General features: G+C 37.1%; 16 protein-coding genes. 15 read left to right on the forward strand and 1 reads right to left on the reverse strand.

What is annotated here, in order from left to right; genetic code table 11:
* Positions 1-2: 2 nt before the first annotated feature.
* Positions 3-848 carry a pantoate--beta-alanine ligase gene (gene panC / locus BAZ10_RS16975; protein ID WP_078773034.1) on the reverse strand — a complete coding sequence of 282 codons (846 nt, stop codon included), beginning with the start codon at positions 846-848 and terminating at the stop codon, positions 3-5.
* 111 nt (positions 849-959) lie between these two features.
* Here panC and BAZ10_RS16980 point away from each other — a divergent pair, with 111 nt between their 5' ends.
* The 15 genes from BAZ10_RS16980 to BAZ10_RS17050 all read left to right on the forward strand — a co-directional run bounded on the left by BAZ10_RS16980 (position 960) and on the right by BAZ10_RS17050 (position 21,144).
* Positions 960-1,730: a glycogen/starch synthase gene (locus BAZ10_RS16980; RefSeq protein ID WP_045183705.1), complete on the forward strand. Its 771-nt coding sequence runs from the start codon at positions 960-962 to the stop codon at positions 1,728-1,730.
* Positions 1,731-1,758: 28 nt separating this feature from the next.
* Positions 1,759-3,291, forward strand: a complete 1,533-nt coding sequence (locus tag BAZ10_RS16985) for a DUF4270 domain-containing protein (RefSeq protein ID WP_078773035.1) — start codon at positions 1,759-1,761, stop codon at positions 3,289-3,291.
* Between the two features lie 19 nt (positions 3,292-3,310).
* Complete coding sequence (gene glmS / locus BAZ10_RS16990) at positions 3,311-5,161, forward strand: glutamine--fructose-6-phosphate transaminase (isomerizing) (RefSeq protein WP_078773036.1); 1,851 nt, start codon at positions 3,311-3,313, stop codon at positions 5,159-5,161.
* 54 nt (positions 5,162-5,215) lie between these two features.
* Positions 5,216-6,265, forward strand: coding sequence for an NAD(P)/FAD-dependent oxidoreductase (locus BAZ10_RS16995; protein ID WP_078773037.1), 1,050 nt, complete (start codon positions 5,216-5,218; stop codon positions 6,263-6,265).
* A 12-nt stretch (positions 6,266-6,277) separates the two neighbouring features.
* Positions 6,278-6,694, forward strand: a complete 417-nt coding sequence (locus BAZ10_RS17000) for an RrF2 family transcriptional regulator (protein ID WP_078773038.1) — start codon at positions 6,278-6,280, stop codon at positions 6,692-6,694.
* 81 nt (positions 6,695-6,775) lie between these two features.
* Positions 6,776-7,489, forward strand: a complete 714-nt coding sequence (locus BAZ10_RS17005; protein ID WP_078773039.1) for a phosphoadenylyl-sulfate reductase — start codon at positions 6,776-6,778, stop codon at positions 7,487-7,489.
* 12 nt (positions 7,490-7,501) lie between these two features.
* Positions 7,502-8,413, forward strand: coding sequence for a sulfate adenylyltransferase subunit CysD (gene cysD / locus BAZ10_RS17010; RefSeq protein WP_078773040.1), 912 nt, complete (start codon positions 7,502-7,504; stop codon positions 8,411-8,413).
* A gap of 75 nt (positions 8,414-8,488) precedes the next feature.
* On the forward strand, positions 8,489-9,781 hold the full coding sequence (locus tag BAZ10_RS17015; protein WP_078773041.1) for a sulfate adenylyltransferase subunit 1: 1,293 nt from the start codon (positions 8,489-8,491) through the stop codon (positions 9,779-9,781).
* A 2-nt stretch (positions 9,782-9,783) separates the two neighbouring features.
* Entirely contained in the window at positions 9,784-10,617 is an 834-nt protein-coding gene (epsC, locus tag BAZ10_RS17020) for a serine O-acetyltransferase EpsC (protein WP_078773042.1), read from the forward strand.
* Between the two features lie 150 nt (positions 10,618-10,767).
* A complete protein-coding gene (cysK, locus tag BAZ10_RS17025; protein ID WP_078722697.1) occupies positions 10,768-11,679 on the forward strand; it encodes a cysteine synthase A in 912 nt (303 codons plus the stop codon).
* Between the two features lie 188 nt (positions 11,680-11,867).
* Positions 11,868-12,713 (forward strand): uroporphyrinogen-III C-methyltransferase, encoded by an 846-nt coding sequence (gene cobA / locus BAZ10_RS17030; protein ID WP_078773043.1) that lies wholly within the window; start codon positions 11,868-11,870, stop codon positions 12,711-12,713.
* Positions 12,703-14,409 (forward strand): diflavin oxidoreductase, encoded by a 1,707-nt coding sequence (locus BAZ10_RS17035; RefSeq protein WP_078773044.1) that lies wholly within the window; start codon positions 12,703-12,705, stop codon positions 14,407-14,409. Before cobA ends, BAZ10_RS17035 begins: the two co-directional genes overlap by 11 nt.
* A 149-nt stretch (positions 14,410-14,558) precedes the next feature.
* Positions 14,559-16,250 carry an assimilatory sulfite reductase (NADPH) hemoprotein subunit gene (cysI, locus tag BAZ10_RS17040; RefSeq protein ID WP_262488190.1) on the forward strand — a complete coding sequence of 564 codons (1,692 nt, stop codon included), beginning with the start codon at positions 14,559-14,561 and terminating at the stop codon, positions 16,248-16,250.
* Positions 16,251-16,741: 491 nt separating this feature from the next.
* On the forward strand, positions 16,742-19,630 hold the full coding sequence (locus tag BAZ10_RS17045) for a TonB-dependent receptor (protein WP_078773046.1): 2,889 nt from the start codon (positions 16,742-16,744) through the stop codon (positions 19,628-19,630).
* A 2-nt stretch (positions 19,631-19,632) separates the two neighbouring features.
* Positions 19,633-21,144, forward strand: a complete 1,512-nt coding sequence (locus BAZ10_RS17050; RefSeq protein WP_078773047.1) for a TSUP family transporter — start codon at positions 19,633-19,635, stop codon at positions 21,142-21,144.
* Positions 21,145-21,739: the final 595 nt, after the last annotated feature.

Below are 21,739 nucleotides of genomic sequence, written 5' to 3' on the forward strand. Positions count from 1 at the left end.
GGTTAATCCAGATGCATATTATCAATTAATCTAACCTCACCTACAAATACAACAATAAATGCTCTGTAGCTCTTATCCTTATAGAAAAAGTCAGTTTCCTTGAGTGTTTCTTCATCTGCGATTAGAAAATATTCTAATTCGTAGTCCGATTGTTCAAAAATTTCTTCAACCCGTTTTTTTATTTCCAGAATACTTATCACCCGGAACCATTCATTAACCTTTACTAAAGTTTTGTAAATGAGAGTAGCTCCTTCGTTTCTTTCATCTTCAGATAAACGAGCATTTCTGGAGCTTAAAGCCAAACCATTTTCTGCCCTGTAAATAGGAATACCGTGAATATTGATAGGGAATTTCTCTATCTCAACAAGCTTTTTAATAATAGCCAGCTGCTGATAATCTTTCTCCCCAAAATAAGCATTGTCAGGTTGTACCTGACGGAATAATTCCGAAACTACAGTTCCTACACCATCAAAATGTCCCGGACGGAATTTTCCTTCCATTTCATTTTCAATACCACCAAAATCATAATGTTTGCTTTCTGCTTTTTCTGGATATATATCTTCAGTACCTGGAATATAAACAGCATCTACACCTGCTTTTTCGAGCATTGCAATGTCATTTTCTTCAGTACGGGGATATTTTTTCAGATCATCAGGATTATTAAACTGTGTTGGATTTACAAACACAGACGAGATTACGATGTCATTATCCTTTCGTGCTTCTTTGTATAAGGACATGTGTCCATCGTGTAAAGCTCCCATTGTTGGGGCAAAACCAATCTTTTTGCCTTCTTTTTTTACTGCTGCAATATAATCGCTGAGACTCTGGCGATTGCGGAGAATTTCCATATTCTGAAATTTGAGCAAAATTATTAAAAAATGTTAATTAAAATGTATTACTGGAAAAAGTTGTATTTTTGTAAAATTAACCATCTTAATTACTACTAGAGAAAGATTATTATGCCGAACCAGAAAATTCTATACGTCACTTCCGAGCTATTTCCGTACCAAGAAGACAGTAACATGGCTACGATGGTGAATAAGATGGCCTTGAGAATGTATAATGACGGAAACGATGTTCGTGTTTTCATGCCAAGATTTGGAATGATCAGCGAGCGTAAATTTCAGCTTCACGAAGTGATTCGTCTATCAGGGATGAACATCATCATCAACGACCTTGACCAGCCTTTATTAATTAAAGTTGCTTCTTTACCAAATGAAAGAATGCAGGTATACTTTATCGATAATGAGGAATATTTCAAGAGAAAACAACTGTATTTCGATGATGAGGGAGTCGCTTTTTCAGATAATGACGAGCGCGCAATTTTCTTCGCAAGAGGAGTTATCGAAACAATTAAAAAACTAAACTGGGTACCGGATGTTATCCACCTGAATGGCTGGATGGCTTCATTCATTCCGTTATACCTTAAAACGTTCTATAAGAACGATGACTATTTTAAAGATACTAAGCTTGTTGTTTCTATTTACAATGAGAAAGATGCTGCCTTTGAAAATAATATTGAAGAAAAATTAAAATTCGACAATATCGAAGGACTTACTGCGTTAGATAAACCAAGCTTCAGAAAATTTGTTGGAGAGAGTCTTCAGTTAGTAGATATCGTACTGAAAGGAGATGAATCTTTGGAAGATGATCTGGAATCTATGTATACTGGTGCTACATCCGACAAAAAGGATTTTGTAAGTGCCGACGCTATTAACCAAGTGTACTAAACCAAGTAGCCAATTTTTGATATAAATAATGAAGAAAATAAAGATAATCGCTAACGTTTGTTTTGTTGCGACTATAGGTCTGTTTACGCTGACTTCTTGTGAAGCTGATGCTGATAATCTGGGAAGCCAGTTCTTAGATGGTAATGCCGCAAACGGACTGGAATTCAGTTATCCTGTTATTGCATATAATATAGATAATAAAGATTCTATACGTAGTGATGCCAAAAATCTGACTAATGCTATTTTAGGAGCATTTGATGAACCTGTATTCGGGATGCACAAGGCTGCTTATGTTACACAATTACGTCCTTCTGCTTATGGAACGGACTTCGGAACTAATCCAAAAGTTGACTCTGTAGTATTACAAATCCTTCCAAGCTATGTGACGGATTCTGTTACAACAACAACTACTACAATTAACAAAGTTTCAACAGATCAGGATTCTACAAAAACAGTTAATACTTACCCGTTAGTAAAATATGGAAGAGCTAAAATAGGAGGAAATCCTGTGAAATTTAAGCTAAATGTACATGAGGTTACTGACTTTCTTTATGATAATACCAAAACATATTTTTCTAATCAGGTAGTTGCTACAGGAGCAAATCCTTTAGGTACTAAGCAAATAGATGGTAATGTAAGAGGTGTGAAAATTACGAAAGTAGGAGACAACTCAGAACTATTAAGTAGAGATCCGGGAATCAGAGTTTCTTTGGATAAAACTTTCTTCCAGAATAAAATTATTGCTTACCAAGGAAAAAATGAATTGAGTGATGCTGCTTCTTTCATAAGACATTTCCGTGGATTAAGACTTTCTGTTGATGAGAATGACGGATTCTTATTCAACCTTAACCCTAATACAATGTCGGTTACAATGTATTATTCCAATGATGTTACAAAGGATAATACAACGACAAGACAACAGAATACTTATACATTCGATTTAGGAGCATCCAATGTTCACTTCAGTCAGTTTACGTTTAATAGACCATCAGCATCATCAGCTTATACAACAGCAATGGGGAATATTAACAAGACAACTGGTGATGCCAAATTGTACCTTCAGGGTGCCGGAGGTAATGGTGCTGAGTTTGTAATTCCGACATCGATTATTGAGGGGTTAAGAAATAAATATACACAAGAAAAAGCTGGAATTTTGACCGCGAAAATAAGATTGTACTCCGATGAGAATACATGGAAAAGTGCATTTGCAAAACCTTCCACTTTTACAGTACTTCAGAAGGATATGAAGCAATTTATGGATGACCAAACTGCTTTGGCTGGAGCTGGATATATCCGAGTAAAAGCAACTAATCTGGACAAGAACCCTGCTTACTATGATATTACGATTACCCAGACGGTAAAAAATATCGTAGAAAAAGATGCTGAAAATAAACCTATTGTGATTAATGTTGGTGACTTTACAGCAAATTCACAAACAGGAGCACTTTTAGGCTGGAACTACACTTCAAGAGCTTATACACCAAACAGAGTAGTATTAGTTGGTACCGATGCGTTAAATGTTAATAAGGCTCAGCTGCAAGTCATTTACACTAAAAAATAAAATATAAAAACACAAACAAATGTGCGGAATAGTAGGATATACAGGCTTTAGAGATGCCTATGATATTGTAGTTAACGGTCTTAAGAGATTAGAGTACCGTGGCTATGATAGTGCAGGGATCGTTTTAGAAAGTCCACAAAATAAACTTGAATTAAAGAAAACAAAAGGTAAGGTTTCTGATCTTGAAGAAATTGCAGAAGGATTAAAAAACACTGCACATATCGGAATGGGACACACCCGTTGGGCAACTCACGGTGTACCTAGTGACAGAAATTCGCACCCGCATCTTTCCAATAACGGTAAAATTGCATTAATCCACAATGGTATTATTGAAAACTATGATACTATTAAAACAATGCTTACTCAGAAAGGATTCGTATTTCATTCTGAAACCGATACAGAAGTACTGGCTAATTTCATTCAGTATTTTATGGATGAATCCGGTAAAGACTTTCCTGAAGCAGTAAGAACTGCACTAAGTGAAGTTTATGGAGCTTATGCGGTAGCTGTTTTACATGAAGATCACCCGGGACAATTTGTTGTAGGAAGATTAAGTTCTCCTTTAGCAATTGGTTTGGGAGATAATGAATATTTCATTGCTTCTGATGCATCTCCATTTGTTGAGTTTACAAAAGAAGCGATTTATCTTGAAGACGGACACATGGCTCTTATCTCTTTAGAAGGAGGAGTAGATATACGTGTAATCAATGATAATACAAAAGTAGATGCTCAGATTCAGGAACTGAAATTGAGCCTTGAGCAGATTGAGAAAAGTGGGTACGACCATTTCATGTTAAAAGAAATCTTCGAACAGCCTAAATCAATTCATGATACTATGCGTGGAAGAATTCTTTTAGATGAAGGAATTATTAAAATGGCAGGTATCTGGGATAATCTGGACAGAATTAGAAAAGCAAAAAGAATTATCATCATTGCTTGTGGTACTTCATGGCATGCAGGTCTTATTGGTGAATATCTTATCGAAGAGTTTGCAAGAATACCTGTTGAAGTAGAATATGCTTCCGAGTTCCGTTACAGAAATCCAATCATAGGACCTAAAGATGTTGTTATTGCAATTTCTCAGTCAGGAGAAACTGCAGATACAATGGCAGCTATTAAACTGGCAAAAGAAAAAGGAGCATTTGTATATGGTATTTGTAATGTAATCGACTCTTCAATTGCTCGTATTACAGACGCAGGTTCTTATACACACGCAGGTCCGGAAATTGGAGTAGCTTCTACAAAAGCATTTACAGCACAGTTAACAATTCTTTCTCTTATTGCATTGAAATTAGGTAAGCACAACGGTAATCTTAATAATACAGAATTTATGAAATATCTGTATGAGTTAGATGCGCTTCCTAAGAAAGTAGAAGAAGTATTGGAATCTTCACACGATACTGTGAAAAAAATGGCAAAAGACTTTGTTGAATCTACTAACTTCTTGTATTTAGGTAGAGGTTATAACTTCCCAGGTGCTCTTGAAGGTGCTTTGAAACTGAAAGAAATTTCTTATATCCATGCTGAAGGTTATCCTGCAGCTGAAATGAAGCACGGTCCGATTGCGCTTATCGACGAAAATATGCCGGTAGCTATTATTGCTCCTAAGCAAGGACATTACGATAAAATTGTAAGTAATGTTCAGGAGATTAAAGCAAGAAAAGGAAAAGTTATCGCTATTGTAAACAAAGGCGATACTCAGGTTGCTAACATGGCAGATTATGTAATTGAATTCCCTGAAACTTCCGAGTGTTTCTCTCCGATAGTGTCCGCTATTCCATTGCAGTTATTATCTTACTACATTGCAGTTTACAGAGGTGCAAATGTGGATCAGCCAAGAAACCTGGCAAAATCTGTTACAGTAGAATAAATATCATATTGAGTATAATCGAAAACCTGAGTATCTTTGCTCAGGTTTTTTTGTATGGAAAAGTTAGATTACATCATTGTAGGGGACGGATATGCCGCCATGTTTTTTGCACATCAGCTGTTGAAAAACGGAAAGACTTTTAAATTATTTTCCGAGGGAAATCGTGCCGCATCACATATTTCGGCTGGAGTATGCAATCCTGTTGTATTGAAGAGGTATAACAAAATATGGAATGATGAGGCACAAATGGACTATTTACCGGTTATCTTTGATGAGATTGAAGAATACCTGCATAAAAACTATTTAATTCAGGAAAATGTAGTTCGTGTATTCCACAATGAGAGTGAGCATAAACTATGGCTTAAAAAAGCTTCACAGGAAAAGTTTGAAGACTATCTGGATTCAGATATACAGAAATTGTCCAGTGTTGAGAATCCTTTTGGTGTTGGAAGAGTAAAAAATTCCTGTCGTCTGGATGTCCGTAATTTTTTCACAGATTTTTTTAATTTTTTAGAGGGGAAAAACGCGTTAATAAAAGAAAGGTTTAATTATGATAAATTAAGTACTGATCAGAATTCTTACAATGACTATACTTTCGATAAAATTATTTTTGCCGAAGGGACTGGGATAAAAGAAAATCCTTATTTCTGCGAAATACCTGTGAAACCCAACAAAGGACATCGTTTTAGTCTCCGACTGGAAAAAGATACAGAAGCTTTTGTGATTAAGAAGAAACATTTTCTGTTCAGATTTTCCGGAGATGAATATTACTATGGCGGAACATATGACAGAGATTCTAATACCCATGAAATCGAAGATAAAGCTGTTGAAGAACTACAAAAGGGACTTGAAGAAGTATATAAATATGGTTATAAAATAGATGAAGTTTCAACAGCTTTCAGAGCCACCGTTGCAGACAGAAGACCTATAATTGGGCGCCACGAAATCTATGATAATCTTTATATTTTTAATGGATTAGGCGCAAGAGGTGTACTTAATGGCAGCTATTTTTCTAAGCAATTATTCGAATCTATAGAATATGGAATTGAATTTCATGAAGAGGTAAATGTAAAAAGATTTTCTCAAATCGGGAAATTATCTTAAATTGCACAGATTATGATGTCCAAACGGTGTAAATACGCTTTGAAAGCGATGGTGAGGTTGGCGAGAAACTATAAAAATGGATTCTTGTCCACTGCTATTATTGCACAAGAGGAGAACATTCCCAAAAAATTTCTGGAACAGATTCTTCTAGAATTAAAAAGAGCCAAGCTTGTAAATAGCAAACAAGGAATAGGTGGAGGTTATTATCTGCTTAAATCTCCTGATGAAGTTTCTTTAGCAGATCTATATCGTATTTTCGAAGGCCCAATTTCTTTGACGCCTTGTATTTCTCTTAATTATTATGAAGCTTGCGACGATTGTGTTGACGAGGAAGCATGTTATCTAAGACATGAGTTAATCAATGTTCGTGAGAAGACCCGTAAAAGTATGATGGAGGCTACACTAACAGCCTTTATGAATAAGAAGTAATTTTTTTTAAATCTAAATACTACTATTTTGGTAGATTTAATAGAATTAATATATATTTGCAAAATCAATTTTGAATCTGAAATGGAAAATAGTCTGAAAATACAACTGAATGAATTGCTGGAAGGGATATCGGAAACCCTTTCCAATACAGAGGTTTTACAGTTACTGGTAGACAGATTTCCGAAAGAGGTAATCTTTTCTACCAGTTTTAGTTACGAGGATCAGGTTGTAACACATCTGGTAAAAGATCTTGATGTGGATATTTTTACACTGGATACAGGAAGACTTTTTGAGCAGACTTACGAAACATGGTCAGCAACAAAAGCTTTTTTCAAAAAAGATATCAAAGCTTTTTATCCGGAGGCAGAAGTATTAGGCAAATTTGTAACTGAAAATGGACCCGATTCATTTTATCGTTCCGTTGAAAACAGAAAGACCTGTTGTAATATTCGCAAAGTACAGCCTTTGAAAAAGGCATTGCAGGGGTATAAAGTTTGGATTACCGGATTAAGAGCGGAACATTCTGCCAACAGACATAGTATGTCCCCATTGGAGTGGGACGCAGAAAATCAGATTATAAAATATCATCCATTGCTAGACTGGACAACTCAGGAAGTAAAGGACTATGTAAAAGGAAACAGACTACCATATAATTATCTTCATGAAAAAGGTTTTGTAAGCATCGGATGTGCACCATGTACCAGAGCTATTCAGGAAGGAGAAGATTTCAGAGCCGGCCGCTGGTGGTGGGAAGATGCTAATAAAAAAGAGTGTGGTCTGCATATTCACCAATAAAAAAGAAAACAAATGTCAACAATAGAACAAGCCAATTATTTAGAACAGTTAGAATCCGAATCTATTTATATTCTGCGTGAAGTAGCCGGACAGTTTGAACGTCCTGCGTTGCTTTTTAGCGGAGGGAAAGATAGTATTACACTGGCGCATCTGGCTTTTAAAGCTTTCAGACCTGGAAAAATTCCATTCACCTTTGTTCATGTAGATACAGGGCACAATTTCCCGGAAGCCTTAGACTTCAGAGATGCTCTGGTAAAAGAGTTGAGAGTAGATCTTGTGGTGCGTAAAGTGGAAGATACAATAAAGAAAAAAAATCTTACAGAACCAAAAGGTAAATTCCCGAGCAGAAACTGGCTGCAGACTTTTACGCTGCTGGATACAATTGAAGAATTTGAATTCGATGCCTGTATTGGTGGTGCAAGAAGAGATGAAGAAAAAGCACGTGCAAAAGAGAGAATCTTTTCTGTACGCGATGAGTTTGGCCAATGGGATCCAAAACTTCAGCGTCCGGAATTGTGGAATATTTTCAATGGCAAGATTCATAAAGGAGAAAATGTAAGGGTTTTCCCGATTAGTAACTGGACTGAGCTGGATGTATGGAGCTATATCCGAAAAGAGAAGATTGGATTACCATCTATTTATTTTTCTCATGACAGAGAAGTCGTGGACCTGAATGGACAATGGATTGCCAATTCCGAACATGCATCTCTGGATGCCGATGATCTGATCACTACAAAAAGAGTGCGTTATCGTACTGTGGGAGATATGACCTGTACAGCTGCTGTAGAATCTAATGCAGAAACAATAGATGAAGTGATAGAGGAAATTATAGCTACCAGGATTTCGGAAAGAGGAGAAACACGAATCGATGATCGGGTAACAGAGGCCGCAATGGAAGACCGTAAAAAAGGAGGATACTTTTAATATAATTGATGATCGATACGTAATAATTGATTTATCTATCATCGACAATCATTTATCAATTACAACTGAGAAGACATGGACATATTAAGATTTATAACAGCAGGAAGTGTAGATGATGGTAAAAGTACCCTTATCGGCAGACTGCTTTACGATAGCAAAAGCATTTTACAGGATCAGTTGGAGGTTCTGGAAAAGCATTCTAAAAACAAAAATGATGAAGGAGTAGATCTTGCACTTCTTACTGACGGACTGCGCGCAGAAAGAGAGCAGGGAATTACAATAGATGTAGCCTACAGATATTTTTCAACAGCCAGGAGAAAATTTATTATAGCCGATGCTCCCGGACATGTACAGTATACCCGAAACATGATCACCGGTGCATCCAACTCGGATCTGATGGTTATCCTTATCGACGCCCGCCAAGGAGTTATAGAACAAACCAGAAGGCATTCCATTATAGCATCATTACTTAACCTGAAAAAGGTTGCTGTAGCCATCAATAAAATGGATCTGGTAGATTATTCACAGGAAGTCTATGAAAATATAAAAGCTGATTATGCAAAAATTGCAGAAAATCTCGGACTTACCCAAGTTACCTATTTTCCAATATCAGCACTAAGAGGAGATAATATTGTAACCAGATCTGCTGATACAGATTGGTATAATGGTGTTTCTCTTTTAGAATATTTGGAAGAAGTACAAGTAAATACTGATACAGATACCAACAGTCGCTTCCAGGTGCAGTATGTAATCCGGCCTCAAAATATGAAATATTTCGCCGATTCCTATGAAAATAATGAACAAGAAGAGAGGCAGTTTGATGAGTTACATGACTATCGTGGTTATGCCGGGAAAATCCTAAGTGGAGATTTCCGCAAGGGAGATCGCATTTATATTTTGCCTGCAGAGATATCTACAAAAATAGACAGAATTGAAATTAACGGATATGAAGTTGAAGAAGCCCTCGAAGGGCAGTCGGTAGTATTGCATATTGAAGATGATATAGATGTAAGCAGAGGAGACTTTTTTGTAGCATCAGAGCAATTACCACAAGTGGAAAAAGAAGTAGAGGTATTGCTGTGCTGGTTGGATCAAAAAGCATTACAGCCTGGTAATAAATACATATTGCAGCATCACAGCAGACAGATAAAAGCATTGGTGAAAGATGTGGAATATAAAGTGAATGTAAATACACTGGAACACGAAAAAGCAGATGGTGATATAAAGCTGAATGAAATTGTGAAAGTAACACTAAAAACAGCACAGCCTCTGGTTTTCGATAGTTTTAGAAAAAATAAAGCAACAGGCTCTGCAATTCTGGTAGACGAAACCTCTAACTCAACAGTTGCAGCCTGTATAATTCAGTAAATATGAGCAAAGTGTCCGATGCTTTTATTGAGCAGATTTTTCAGAGAAAAAAAAATGCAGTATATGGCTTCTTCGACAAGAATAAAGCGGAAGCTTTTGTGGAGGAATTATACCAGCTGCTTTTTCTTCCTCAGCATATCAATATGGAGGAGACACTGAGAAATAATTTTGACGAATTACAGAACAAACTTTTTGAATTAATTAAAAATACGACAGATGACAAACTTTTTGCAGAACGACAAGTGGAAGTGCTGTTCGATGTATTACCGGAAATATATGACCGCCTGATACTGGATGCCGAATCTATTTTAGAATTCGATCCTGCAACAGAATCACTGGAAGAAATTCTGCTGGCATATCCCGGATTTTTTGCCACTTATGTTTATAGGATTTCCCACCAGTTGTGGAAACAGAAAATAAGAACTCTTCCCCGCATCCTTTCGGAATATGGGCATAGCAAAACCGGAATCGATATTCATCCCGGAGCGGTTATAGGAGAGCACTTTTTTATAGATCACGGAACAGGTATTGTAATTGGAGAAACGTCGGTGATCGGGAATAATGTGAAGATCTACCAAGGAGTAACATTAGGTGCATTAAACGTTTCCAAAGATAAAGCCAATCAGAAAAGACATCCTAATATCGAGGACAATGTTATTATTTATTCTGGTGCTACTATTCTAGGGGGAGAAACAACCATTGGCCGGGACAGCATTATAGGAGGTAATGTATGGATTACCCAAAATGTTCCTTCAAATTCTCTGGTCTATAACAAAAGCGAAATCAGGATAAAAGACAATAATCCGCTTCCGGAGTCATTAACCTTTGTTATATAAAGTAGAATTACGGAATATTTTAACAGATAAGGCTTCGACAGGCTCAGCCTGACAACATTAGGACTTGTCACTCTGAGCTTGTCGAAGAGCAAAAATTATAAAAAAACTAACAAACCATAAACTGCAAACCAACAACTAAAGAAAAACATTATGAAATTTCAGAATATATTAGAAACTATAGGAAATACACCAGTCGTAAAAATTAATAAACTTTTTAATTCAGATAGTGAAGTTTGGATAAAACTAGAGAAGAGTAATCCGGGCGGAAGCATTAAAGACAGAATTGCTCTTTCAATGATTGAAGACGCAGAGGCCAAAGGTCTGTTGAATAAAGATAGTGTAATTATAGAACCTACAAGTGGTAATACCGGAATCGGACTTTCTCTGGTAGCAGCTGTGAAAGGATATAAGCTTATTCTGGTCATGCCCGAGAGTATGAGTGTGGAAAGGAGAAAGATTATGGAGGCTTATGGAGCAGAATTCGTCTTGACCCCAAGAGAAAAGGGAATGAAGGGAGCCATAGAAAAAGCTAATGAGTTGGCAGAGGTAACGCCAAATTCATGGATTCCAAGACAGTTTGATAATCCTGCAAATGTGAAAGTTCATACAGAAACAACAGCACAGGAAATCCTGCAGGATTTTCCGGACGGACTAGATTATATTATTACTGGAGTAGGAACTGGTGGGCATATCACAGGAATTGCACAAGTAGTAAAACAAAAATATCCTAATGTAAAAGTAATCGCTGTAGAACCGGAATTATCACCAGTACTAAGCGGTGGTGCACCGGGGCCACATCCGCTACAGGGCTTGGGGGCAGGTTTTGTTCCGTCTATTCTGGATACCTCTGTTTTGGATGGCGTTACTCAGATTGGTAAAGATGAAGCTTTTGCTTTTGCTATCGAAGCCGCAAAAAAAGAAGGTCTTTTTGTAGGAATTTCCACCGGAGCAGCATTAGCTGCTGTTGCAAAAAAACTTTCCGAAGTACCGGCAGGTTCTAAAATATTAACGATTAACTACGACACGGGAGAAAGATATCTTTCTATAGAAGGATTGTTCTAAAATGTTGATTTGAAAAGAAAAAAAATATTGCTAATGCTTCGATAGTTCATCAGGCTCACTATAAACTCAGCTCAGCATGACAGTCCTAATATTCGATCTTAGGTTGTAGCGTTGTCAGTCTGAGCCTGTCGAAGACTCTATAGTAAATTGAGAATACAGCAATAGAAGAAACATACACCAGACTTTAAATGAAAACAACTAATAAAACACCAAAGGTATATCTTATCGGTGCAGGGCCTGGCGATCCTGATCTGATTACAGTAAAAGCTATTCGCGCCATTACAGAAGCAGATGTAATCTTATGCGACAGACTTGTTAGTCCCGAGATTGTGGATAACTATGTGAGCAAAGAAACGGAGATAGTTTATGTAGGTAAAGAATGCAGCAAAAAAGCATCCACACCACAGTCTTCTATTAATGAACTAATGGTAGAATATGCACTTCAGAATAAAACCGTTGCAAGACTAAAAGGCGGGGATGTATCTATATTTTCTAATATTTTGGATGAATTACAGGTACTGAAAGAGAATAAGATCGCATATGAAATTATTCCGGGAGTAACTGCCGCTCTTGGAGCAGCAGCTTATGCAGGAATGCCTTTAACAGCAAGAGGGTATGCTACATCGGTAAGATTTCTTACTTATTATAAGTCCGAAATACTGACCGAAGAATACTGGAAAGAAATAGCAGAAACCAATGATACGCTGGTGTTTTATATGTCTGTAGGAAATCTTAACAATCTGGTAGATAAATTTAAGGAATATAGCGTCTCTTCAGAAAAGAAAATTGCCGTAATAGAACAGGCAACCACACCTTTTCAGAAAGTATATACTTCTTCTTTTGAAGATTTTGCCCAAAAGTTGGGGCATAAACTATTTGCATCACCATCACTGGTGGTTATCGGCAAAATAGTAAACCTGCATGAAGAATTCTCCTGGCTACAAGAAGCAGACAGAGAAGGATTGTATTTCAAATCAATAACCAACGGAAGTCTGCTTCCAAAAACTCAAAACTTTTTTGAATATGCTGTCTGAAACTAAACTACAAGTACTGAAAGAAATATCCAGTGGTTTTTCCAGAGATGAAGCCATTTGGGCAAGCGGTTACCTGGCAGGTCTGGCAGGAACTTCTGCAGCAGTGGCTGACCTACCTCCACAGCAAACAACATATACACCAGCTGTAAAGAAAATAACACTGGTATACGGTACAGAAACCGGTAATAGTAAGAAACTTGCAACAGAACTTGCCGGAGTTGCTAAGAAAAAAGGCATTCAGGTAAAGTTGGGTGATTTGTCCCAGTACAAGCCTAAAGACCTGGCCAAGGAAGAATATTTATTTGTTGTAATAAGTACTCAGGGAGAAGGAGAACCACCAATCCTGGCGAAGAAATTTTACGATTATATTCATGAGAACGAACTAAACCTTTCCAATATTAAATTCGGAGTTTTAGCATTAGGAGACAGCACTTATCCACAATTCTGTAAAACAGGTGAAGATGTGGATACCCGTTTCGAAGTTCTCGGAGCGGAGCGTATTATTCCGCTGAAAAGATGTGATATCGATTATGAGGAAGATGCTCACAGATGGCTCGATCATATTTTTGAAGTTGTACAAAATAAGGCAGCAAGTCCTTCACAGGGAACAGCAGCACCAAAGGCATCCTCTGGCAGAAAGAAATACCAGGGAAAAGTATCCGCTATTATTAACCTGAATGATATTACTTCTGATAAAGAGACGTATCACATCGAGATTGAAACAGAAGAACCAATTGCTTACCGTCCGGGAGATGCGTTAGGCGTTATTCCTTTTAACCCCAAATCTGTAGTAGAAGAGATTATCGGTTTAACGGGTATAGATCCCGAAAAACAAATTCAGACAACCAGAGTTACTGCAAGTGCAAAAGAGCTTCTTCATCAGCATCTTAATATCAGCTATCTGCTAAAGACTACAGTTGCACAGTATGTGCAAATTACCGGGCAGGATATTCCGGAAACCCGTTTAAGTCTTCTGGATTTGCTTAGGATTTATCCGGTGAAAAACGCAGAAGAATTCGAAGAAGTTATAAAAGTACTGACTGTCCAGGCTCCACGTTTATATTCTGTTTCATCGTCTCCGGAGGCACATGGAGATTCTGAAATTCATATTACGGTAGCCAAATCAGAGTTTTTAATCAACGATAAAAAACAAAATGGCTTGTGCAGTGGTTTTCTCAGTGAATTTGAAGAAGACGGAACTGTAGAATTTTATATTCAGGAGGCTAAACATTTTAAACTTCCGGAAACGGCAAAAGATGTTATAATGATAGGTCCCGGGACAGGAATAGCACCATTCCGCTCATTCCTTTGGGAACGTGATGCCACAGGAGCAGAAGGAAGAAACTGGCTTTTCTTCGGGGATCGGAGTTTTGTATCAGATTTCCTTTATCAGTCAGAATTTCAGGATTTCCTGAAAACAGGAGCTTTAACCAATCTGGATCTGGCATTTTCCAGAGATACTGCGGAAAAAGTATACGTACAGCACAGACTGCAGCAAAAATCTTCGGAAGTATTTCAATGGCTGGAAGGAGGAGCATCAGTATATGTATGCGGGGCAAAAGAGCCTATGAGTAAGGATGTGGAAGAAACACTACTTCATATTATTCAGCATGAAGGAAAACGAAATGAAGATGAGGCCAAAAACTATTTAGAAGAACTGGAGCTTAGTGGCAGATATGCTAAAGATGTATACTAAAACAGTTTGATTGTAAAATTGTTAAACCGTACTCCAGACCTTATAGGTTTCAAAAACCTATAAAGTCTAAGATATAATTTAAAATTAGTTCCGAAGAGACATATTAATATAAAATAGGATGAAATCCTATAGCTAAAAATAAAACAACAATCATGAGTGCTAAAGATAATCTTTCACATGTAGAAAAGATAAAAACCAGTAGTAACGGACTTAGGGGGACTTTGAAAGAAAGTCTTCTGGATAATTTCACTGGTGCAATTCGGGAAGATGACCAGAATCTGATAAAATTTCATGGAATGTATCAGCAGGACGACCGCGATCGCCGGGAGGAGAGAGTGTCTAAAAAATTAGAATGGCTGTATTCTTTTATGATCCGTTTGCGTCTTCCGGGTGGATTTCTTACTTCAGAGCAATGGATTGGATTAAATGAAATTGCTGGTAAGCACTCTACCGGAACAATTAAAATAACAACCAGACAGACGATTCAGTTGCACGGCATTCTGAAGTCTAATATAAAACCAACTATCCAGGCATTTAACTTGCAGCATCTGGATTCTATAGCAGCTTGTGGTGATGTTAATCGTAATGTAACCTGTACCTCGAATCCCTCAGAATCACCATTGCATAACGAGGCTTATGAACTGGCTGGTAAAATCAGTGAATTGTGTTTGCCTAAAACAAAGGCATATTATGATATTTGGATTGACAATGAATTGGCGGTAGACCGTAAAGCAGAAGAGGATCCGTTATATCAGGACAGATATTTACCCCGTAAACTGAAAATTGGAATTGCTGTTCCACCTAATAATGATGTAGATGTATTTATCAATGATATTGCGCTGATTGCTATTATTGAGAATAATCAGATTGTGGGTTACAATATTGCTGCCGGTGGTGGACTAGGAGCTACACATGGGAATGAAGCTACTTATGCAAGATTGGCTTCGGTTCTTGGATTTGTAGATACGGAAGAAAAAGTACTGAAAGCTGTATATGAAATTATTACAGTACAGCGTGACTTTGGAAACAGAAGCGATCGTAAGCTATCAAGGCTGAAATATACAATAGATAAACTCGGAATAGAGGGATATCGGGCTGAGGTGGAGAAAAGATGTGGTTTTAACTTCGAGCCGGCGAGAGAATATAAGTTTGAGCAGCGAAAAGACCGTTATGGATGGGTACAAAATCATGAAGGAAAATGGTTCTACACTGTATTTGTAGAACATGGAAGGATACTGGATGAACCTAATAAACAGGGAGAACAATATCCGTTAAAATCGGGATTGCTAAAAATTGCTGAAACCGGAAAAGTCAACTTCCGTTTTACCTGCAATCAGAATCTTATTGTATCCGACGTTCTGGAGGAAGATAAAGCAGAGATAGATCAAATTCTTAAAGAATATGGTATTTCGGACTATACAGAACAAGCAAGTGCATTGCGAAAAAATTCAGTAGCCTGCGTAGCTTTCAATACATGCTCTTTGGCATTAGCAGAAGGCCAGCGTTATTTACCAACATTGGTGACCAAAATAGAACCTTTACTGGAAAAGTATGGTCTTTTTGAAGAAGACATCACTATCAGAATGACTGGCTGTCCTAATGGATGTGGTAGATCTCCAAATGCAGAGATTGGCTTTGTGGGAACAGCCTATGGGAAATACAATCTGCATATTGGCGGAGACAGATTAGGTACCCGTCTGAATACTAAATACAAAGATAATGTCGGCGAAGATGAAATCCTGAAAACACTGGATGAACTTTTCGGAATATATGTACAGAAAAGAGAAGCTGAAGAAACTTTTGGAGATTTCTCATACCGCTATTTACAAATCACAAAATAAATATATGATAGATCTTCTTTACCGACAGAAAAAATCTCAGAAACATTACCATCATCTTTTGGGTATACGAATGTGTATGTGTTGCTAAAAGCTGCTAAGTGTTACAGTATTATAAGCTATAATTTTTGAATCACATAGATACATAGAAGCAAACTCTACAATAGACGGATAGAAAATAAATTTTCACATATCAGCTATGTATCCTAATGTTAGTCTTTATATACGTTATAAAAAACTATTCTATGTGGTTAACCAAATAAGAAAGTTTAGCTCTGTATCATTATCCTTATGCTGCAAAATATGAATAGACAAGGATGTGGATAAGTGAATGGATGAATAGTAAATATGTCAATAAGCGAATACGTCAATCGACCTATTCACCAAAATTCACTCATTCACTATAATTCACCTATTGAAAAATAGACTCTGTTGAACTATTCACATCCATCACTAAATCATAAACATACACTATAAACCAAATAACGATTATAATGAAACCACCTATACAGAGATATTTTCTGCAAAGAACACATCTTATATTATTTACATTTTTATTTTTTAACCTTTTTCAGGCTCAGCAGCAATTAATAGAACTGAGCGGTATTATTAAAGATACAGACAATCATAAAGGAGTATCAGGAGCACAGATTCAGGTAGAAAATACCCAGGATATTGCATCAACGGATCAGGCGGGAAATTTTAGTCTTCGTACCCGCGTAAAGATTCCTTTTAGAATTGTTATTAAAAAAGAAGGATTTACCAGCCAGACTGTTGAGATAATTTCACTATCTAACAAAATAACTGTAGAGCTAAACCCACAGAATACTATTATAAATGAAGTTGTTATCTCAGCTTCCCGTGTTCCGGAAAAAGTACTGAAATCACCTATTGCTATAGAAAAGATTGATATTCGGACAATAAGAGAAAGCCCGGCAGCTTCTTTTTATGAAACCTTAGAAAACGTGAAAGGTCTGCAGTTACTAACATCCAGCCTTACCCTAAAAGTTCCTAACTCCAGAGGTTTTAATTCGCCCAATAACTTCCGGTTTATGCAGTTGGTAGATGGTGTAGACGTTCAGTCTGCAACTTTAGGTGTTCCTTTAGGAAATGCAATTGGCCCTACTGAATTGGACATTCAGTCTATGGAGGTTACGCCGGGAGCAGCATCGGCATTATACGGAATGAATGCAATTAATGGCCTTGCCAGCCTTCAGACCAAAGACCCATTTACATCTCAGGGACTAAGCTTCTATTTTCGGGGCGGGCTGAATCATGTGGATAATGTGAATCATAAAATGTCAGCATTAGGTGAAAGCGCCATCAGATTTGCCAAAACGATTACTAACAATCTCGCGGTAAAGGTTAATGCTTCATACTTTAGCGGTGTCGACTGGATTTCGGATAACCGTACCGATCAGAATCCTAACTCATTGATTACCGCAAATCCAAAGTTTTCGGAACTGAACAACAATAACCCTGCGGAAGATTTATGGAATAAATATGGAGATGAAAGAAACAATCGTGTGGCTGTAAAAGTTGATTACAATGGAAAACCAACGACTTTTAATGTATCCAGAACCGGCTACTATGAAAAAGATCTGGTAAGCCCTGAAGTAAAGAATATAAAATTTGATGCCGGATTATATTATCGTTTCGGAGACAGTTGGAAAGCATCTTATGTCTACCGATATGGTTTGTTGGACGGTACTTTTCAGCGTGGAAATAAAATCCGCTTACAGAATGCTACTGTACAAAATCATAAGATAGAGCTTACCGGAAAAGAGCTTACGGTAAGAGCCTATGTTTCTATAGAGAATACAGGAGATTCCTATAACCTGAAACCGCTTGCAGATAACCTGGACCTTACCAATTTGTCAAATAATAACTGGAAAAATGCATTTCAGTCGGCTTTACAAAATAGTCTGAATACAGGTGCGAACCTGAACGATGCTTTTGTATTGGCCCGTAGAGAAGCTGATAAAAACAGAGTTGTGCCAGGTACCAGTGCTTTTGAGCAACTAAAAAATACAATTATCGGAATCAATAATTGGGATTCTGCTAATGGTGGTGTTGCTGGTGCTCCATTGACAGGTGGAGCTAAACTGGAACAAAAATCCAGATTCTATCAGGGTGAAGCTACATATGACTTTAGCCGTTTTGTGAAAATATTTAATCTTCTTGTCGGAGTAGACTATCGTTTATACAGTATAACTCCGGATGGTAATAATTTTGTGGATTTTAGCAGACCTGTAGATCAACGAAATATTCCTTTATCAGATGGTGCATTTGGTAAAGATGTTACATACCAGAAATATGGTGCGTTTGCCCAAATTACTAAACTCTTCTGGGATGAGAAGCTAAAACTAAATGTAGCTTTGCGTGTTGACCGAAACCCTGAATTCAAAACCAAGTTCAATCCAAGAGTTAGCGTTGTTTACTCTCCTGTAAATCAGCATAACTTCAGAGTTTCTTTTCAAAATGGATTCCGTTTCCCGTCTTTGTTTGAAGCGCTGTCTTTTGTCAATAACGGAAATGTAAGAAGGGTAGGCGGGTTGCCAATGGTTAATGAAGGTCTTGGTTATTTGGATAATTCCTATACATTGTCATCCATCGACAGATTCACATCAGCGGTTAATGCTGATACGGATGCCGGAAAAAATCAGAATCAGGCAGCATTGGATAATAAAAACCTTCTTGTTGTGGCCAGTCTGCAAAAATTGCAGCCAGAAAGAATTAACTCTTTTGAGGTTGGTTACAAATCATTATTGTTTAACAACAGACTGGCTATAGACTGGGACTTTTATTATAACGTTTACGATGGTTTCCTTGGGCAGGTAGAAGTTGCTGTGCCTAAAAGTGGAAATGTAGGAAGTAATAATGCTGTTCTGGATATGCTTAATCGTAGTAAACAGGACAGATACAGGGTATATACCAATAGTAATACAACGTACAAAAGTTATGGAACATCATTAGGAATTCGCTATAATTTCCTGAAGAACTATAATATAAATGCCAATGTTTCCTATAATGATCTGGATTCTTCGAATAATAGCTCAGATCTGTTCATTACAGCTTTCAATACACCTAAATGGTCCACAAACGTAAGCTTTGGTAATCGTGAGATTATTAAAAATGTAGGTTTCACAGTGGTGGCAAGATGGCAAAGTAAATTTTTATGGGAAAGTCCGTTAGCATCAGGGGAAATTCCTGCATTCTATACAATCGACGCACAGGTAACATGGAAATTGCCGGAGATTAGTTCCAGTCTGAAAATTGGTGCAACTAATCTGTTGAACCGTCGTTATTTTCAGTATGCTGGGGGTCCCGAAATTGGTGGATTGTATTACATCGCTTATACCTATGATTTAAAATTTAAATAAAAATGAGTAACTCTTTATATCCCATATTTGTAAAGCTGGAAAGTCTGTCGTTGCTTGTTATTGGTGGCGGAAAAATTGCCTTGGAAAAGCTGAATTCTGTGTTGGTAAACGCTCCTAAGACACCTGTGAAATTAGTAGCTAAAGAAATTATTCCGGAGGTTAGAGCATTACAACAGGAATATAAAAATCTTATTTTGGAGCAGAGAGCTTATACATATGCAGATTTTGATACTGCAGACCTTGTTATTGCAGCGGTTAATAATCTTGTTGTGGCGGAACAAATTCGTAATGATGCTCATGTGAAAGGAGTATTGGTTAATATCGCAGATAAACCCGAGCTATGTGACTTTTATCTGGGATCTATTGTACGTAAAGGCGAGCTGAAAATCGCTATTTCTACCAACGGAAAATCGCCCACTATTGCAAAAAGACTTCGTGAAATTCTTACAGAGACTATTCCGGATGAGGTGGATGAGGTTCTGGATAATATGCAGAGTATACGGCAGCAGCTGAAAGGCGATTTTGAATATAAAGTACAAGAACTTAACAGGCTGACGACAGAATATTTATCCCAGGAAGACAGCAAAGATAAACAGAGTCCGGAAATAGAAAATCTGACCCGTATTACAAAAATTGTACAGCGAAGAGCCAATATTTATTTAGGGATAATAGGAGTAATGCTTCTTATTGGTATACTTGGAATTATTGTTTATCAGTTCAATCTGTGGGAAGATATTCAGGTATTTCTTAATCAGGACGGACACATATTTTATTGGATGTTATTTGTCGGATTTCTCGCAGAAATTGTAGCCGGATCCATGGGAATGGGTTATGGAGTAATTTGTACAACAGTTTTACTCTTATTAAATGTGCCACCACCCGTGGTGAGCGCCAGTATTCATTCAGCTGAATCATTTACGACAGCGGCTGGTAGCTTTAGCCATTATAAACTGGGAAATGTAAACAAAAAAATGGTTTGGGTACTGGTTCCTGTAGCCATTGTAGGCGCTATTATTGGTGCTTTCACTTTATCGCATTTTGGAGAGCACTATGCCCATATTGTAAAACCTATTATTGCCTGTTATACTTTATATCTGGGACTAAATATTCTAAAAAATGCTTTTAAGAAAAAGAGGACAGCAATCAAAACCAAAAGAAAAACGAATCTCAGAATATTGGGATTAGTAGGAGGTTTTATAGATTCCTTTGCCGGTGGAGGTTGGGGCCCTTTGGTAACCGGAACGCTGATGAAAGACGGAAGAACACCGCGTTATGTAGTGGGGAGTTCTACAGTTGCTAAGTTCCTGCTTACTATAACCAGTGCTATTACTTTTATTTTTACTATTGGTATTCACCATTGGAATATTGTACTAGGACTTTTGTTAGGCGGTATTTTTACAGCACCATTCTCAGCAATGCTTACTGCTAAACTACCTACTAAAAAGATGTTTATTGTAGTAGGTAGTGTTGTTATTATTATGAGCCTTACAACAATTGTTAAATCTCTGTTCTGATATCAGGATTTATACTACCATGATGAAGAACTGCACTAAAAATATAAAAAACAAAGACACAAATAGTTTTTATTTTCGTATGATTCTTTAAGTCATGAATTGTTTCACAATATAGCCTTGGCAAGGTTTCAAATCTTGCCAAGGCTGATGAAAATCATTGATTTTCTCGTGCCTTAAAATTCTGTTTATTGATACAAATAACTTGTGCCCTAGTGATTAATCTTTCTTTCGCTTTCCTGCTTTAAAGGAATACAGAGAGTTTCTAAATCTTGGCAATGATTGTTAAGAACTTAATTTTCTTAATATCTAAATGATAGAATTACTTTTAGTTTTCTAATTGCATTGAGGTAAAAGAACAAATTGCTTATCGCAAAGACTTTTTCCCCGTTATACTGCTTTTAAGGTCGCGAAGCCACTAATACCTAGAAATGATTGTTGAAAACTTAATTTTCTAAATGTCTAAATGTCTAAATGTCTAAATGTCTAAATGGTAGAATTATTTTAGTTTTTCTAATTTATTCTTAAACTTTTGGCTTGATCCAAAAGTTACAAAAGATCAAGCCTTGGTTTCTCGGTGTAAGTATCCCTAAAAACC

Source organism: Elizabethkingia occulta, assembly GCF_002023715.1.
Classification (GTDB): Bacteria; Bacteroidota; Bacteroidia; order Flavobacteriales; family Weeksellaceae; genus Elizabethkingia; species Elizabethkingia occulta.

Bases quoted from the DNA above. Each gene is read 5' to 3' on its own strand.
- BAZ10_RS16985 (WP_078773035.1), top strand. From the start codon at position 1,759: ATGAAGAAAATAAAGATAATCGCTAACGTTTGTTTTGTTGCGACTATA.
- cysD (WP_078773040.1), top strand. From the start codon at position 7,502: ATGTCAACAATAGAACAAGCCAATTATTTAGAACAGTTAGAATCCGAA.
- BAZ10_RS16995 (WP_078773037.1), top strand. From the start codon at position 5,216: ATGGAAAAGTTAGATTACATCATTGTAGGGGACGGATATGCCGCCATG.
- cobA (WP_078773043.1), top strand. From the start codon at position 11,868: ATGAAAACAACTAATAAAACACCAAAGGTATATCTTATCGGTGCAGGG.
- epsC (WP_078773042.1), top strand. From the start codon at position 9,784: ATGAGCAAAGTGTCCGATGCTTTTATTGAGCAGATTTTTCAGAGAAAA.
- BAZ10_RS17015 (WP_078773041.1), top strand. From the start codon at position 8,489: ATGGACATATTAAGATTTATAACAGCAGGAAGTGTAGATGATGGTAAA.
- BAZ10_RS17045 (WP_078773046.1), top strand. From the start codon at position 16,742: ATGAAACCACCTATACAGAGATATTTTCTGCAAAGAACACATCTTATA.
- BAZ10_RS17000 (WP_078773038.1), top strand. From the start codon at position 6,278: ATGATGTCCAAACGGTGTAAATACGCTTTGAAAGCGATGGTGAGGTTG.
- BAZ10_RS16980 (WP_045183705.1), top strand. From the start codon at position 960: ATGCCGAACCAGAAAATTCTATACGTCACTTCCGAGCTATTTCCGTAC.
- cysK (WP_078722697.1), top strand. From the start codon at position 10,768: ATGAAATTTCAGAATATATTAGAAACTATAGGAAATACACCAGTCGTA.
- BAZ10_RS17050 (WP_078773047.1), top strand. From the start codon at position 19,633: ATGAGTAACTCTTTATATCCCATATTTGTAAAGCTGGAAAGTCTGTCG.
- panC (WP_078773034.1), bottom strand. From the start codon at position 848: ATGGAAATTCTCCGCAATCGCCAGAGTCTCAGCGATTATATTGCAGCA.
- BAZ10_RS17035 (WP_078773044.1), top strand. From the start codon at position 12,703: ATGCTGTCTGAAACTAAACTACAAGTACTGAAAGAAATATCCAGTGGT.
- glmS (WP_078773036.1), top strand. From the start codon at position 3,311: ATGTGCGGAATAGTAGGATATACAGGCTTTAGAGATGCCTATGATATT.
- BAZ10_RS17005 (WP_078773039.1), top strand. From the start codon at position 6,776: ATGGAAAATAGTCTGAAAATACAACTGAATGAATTGCTGGAAGGGATA.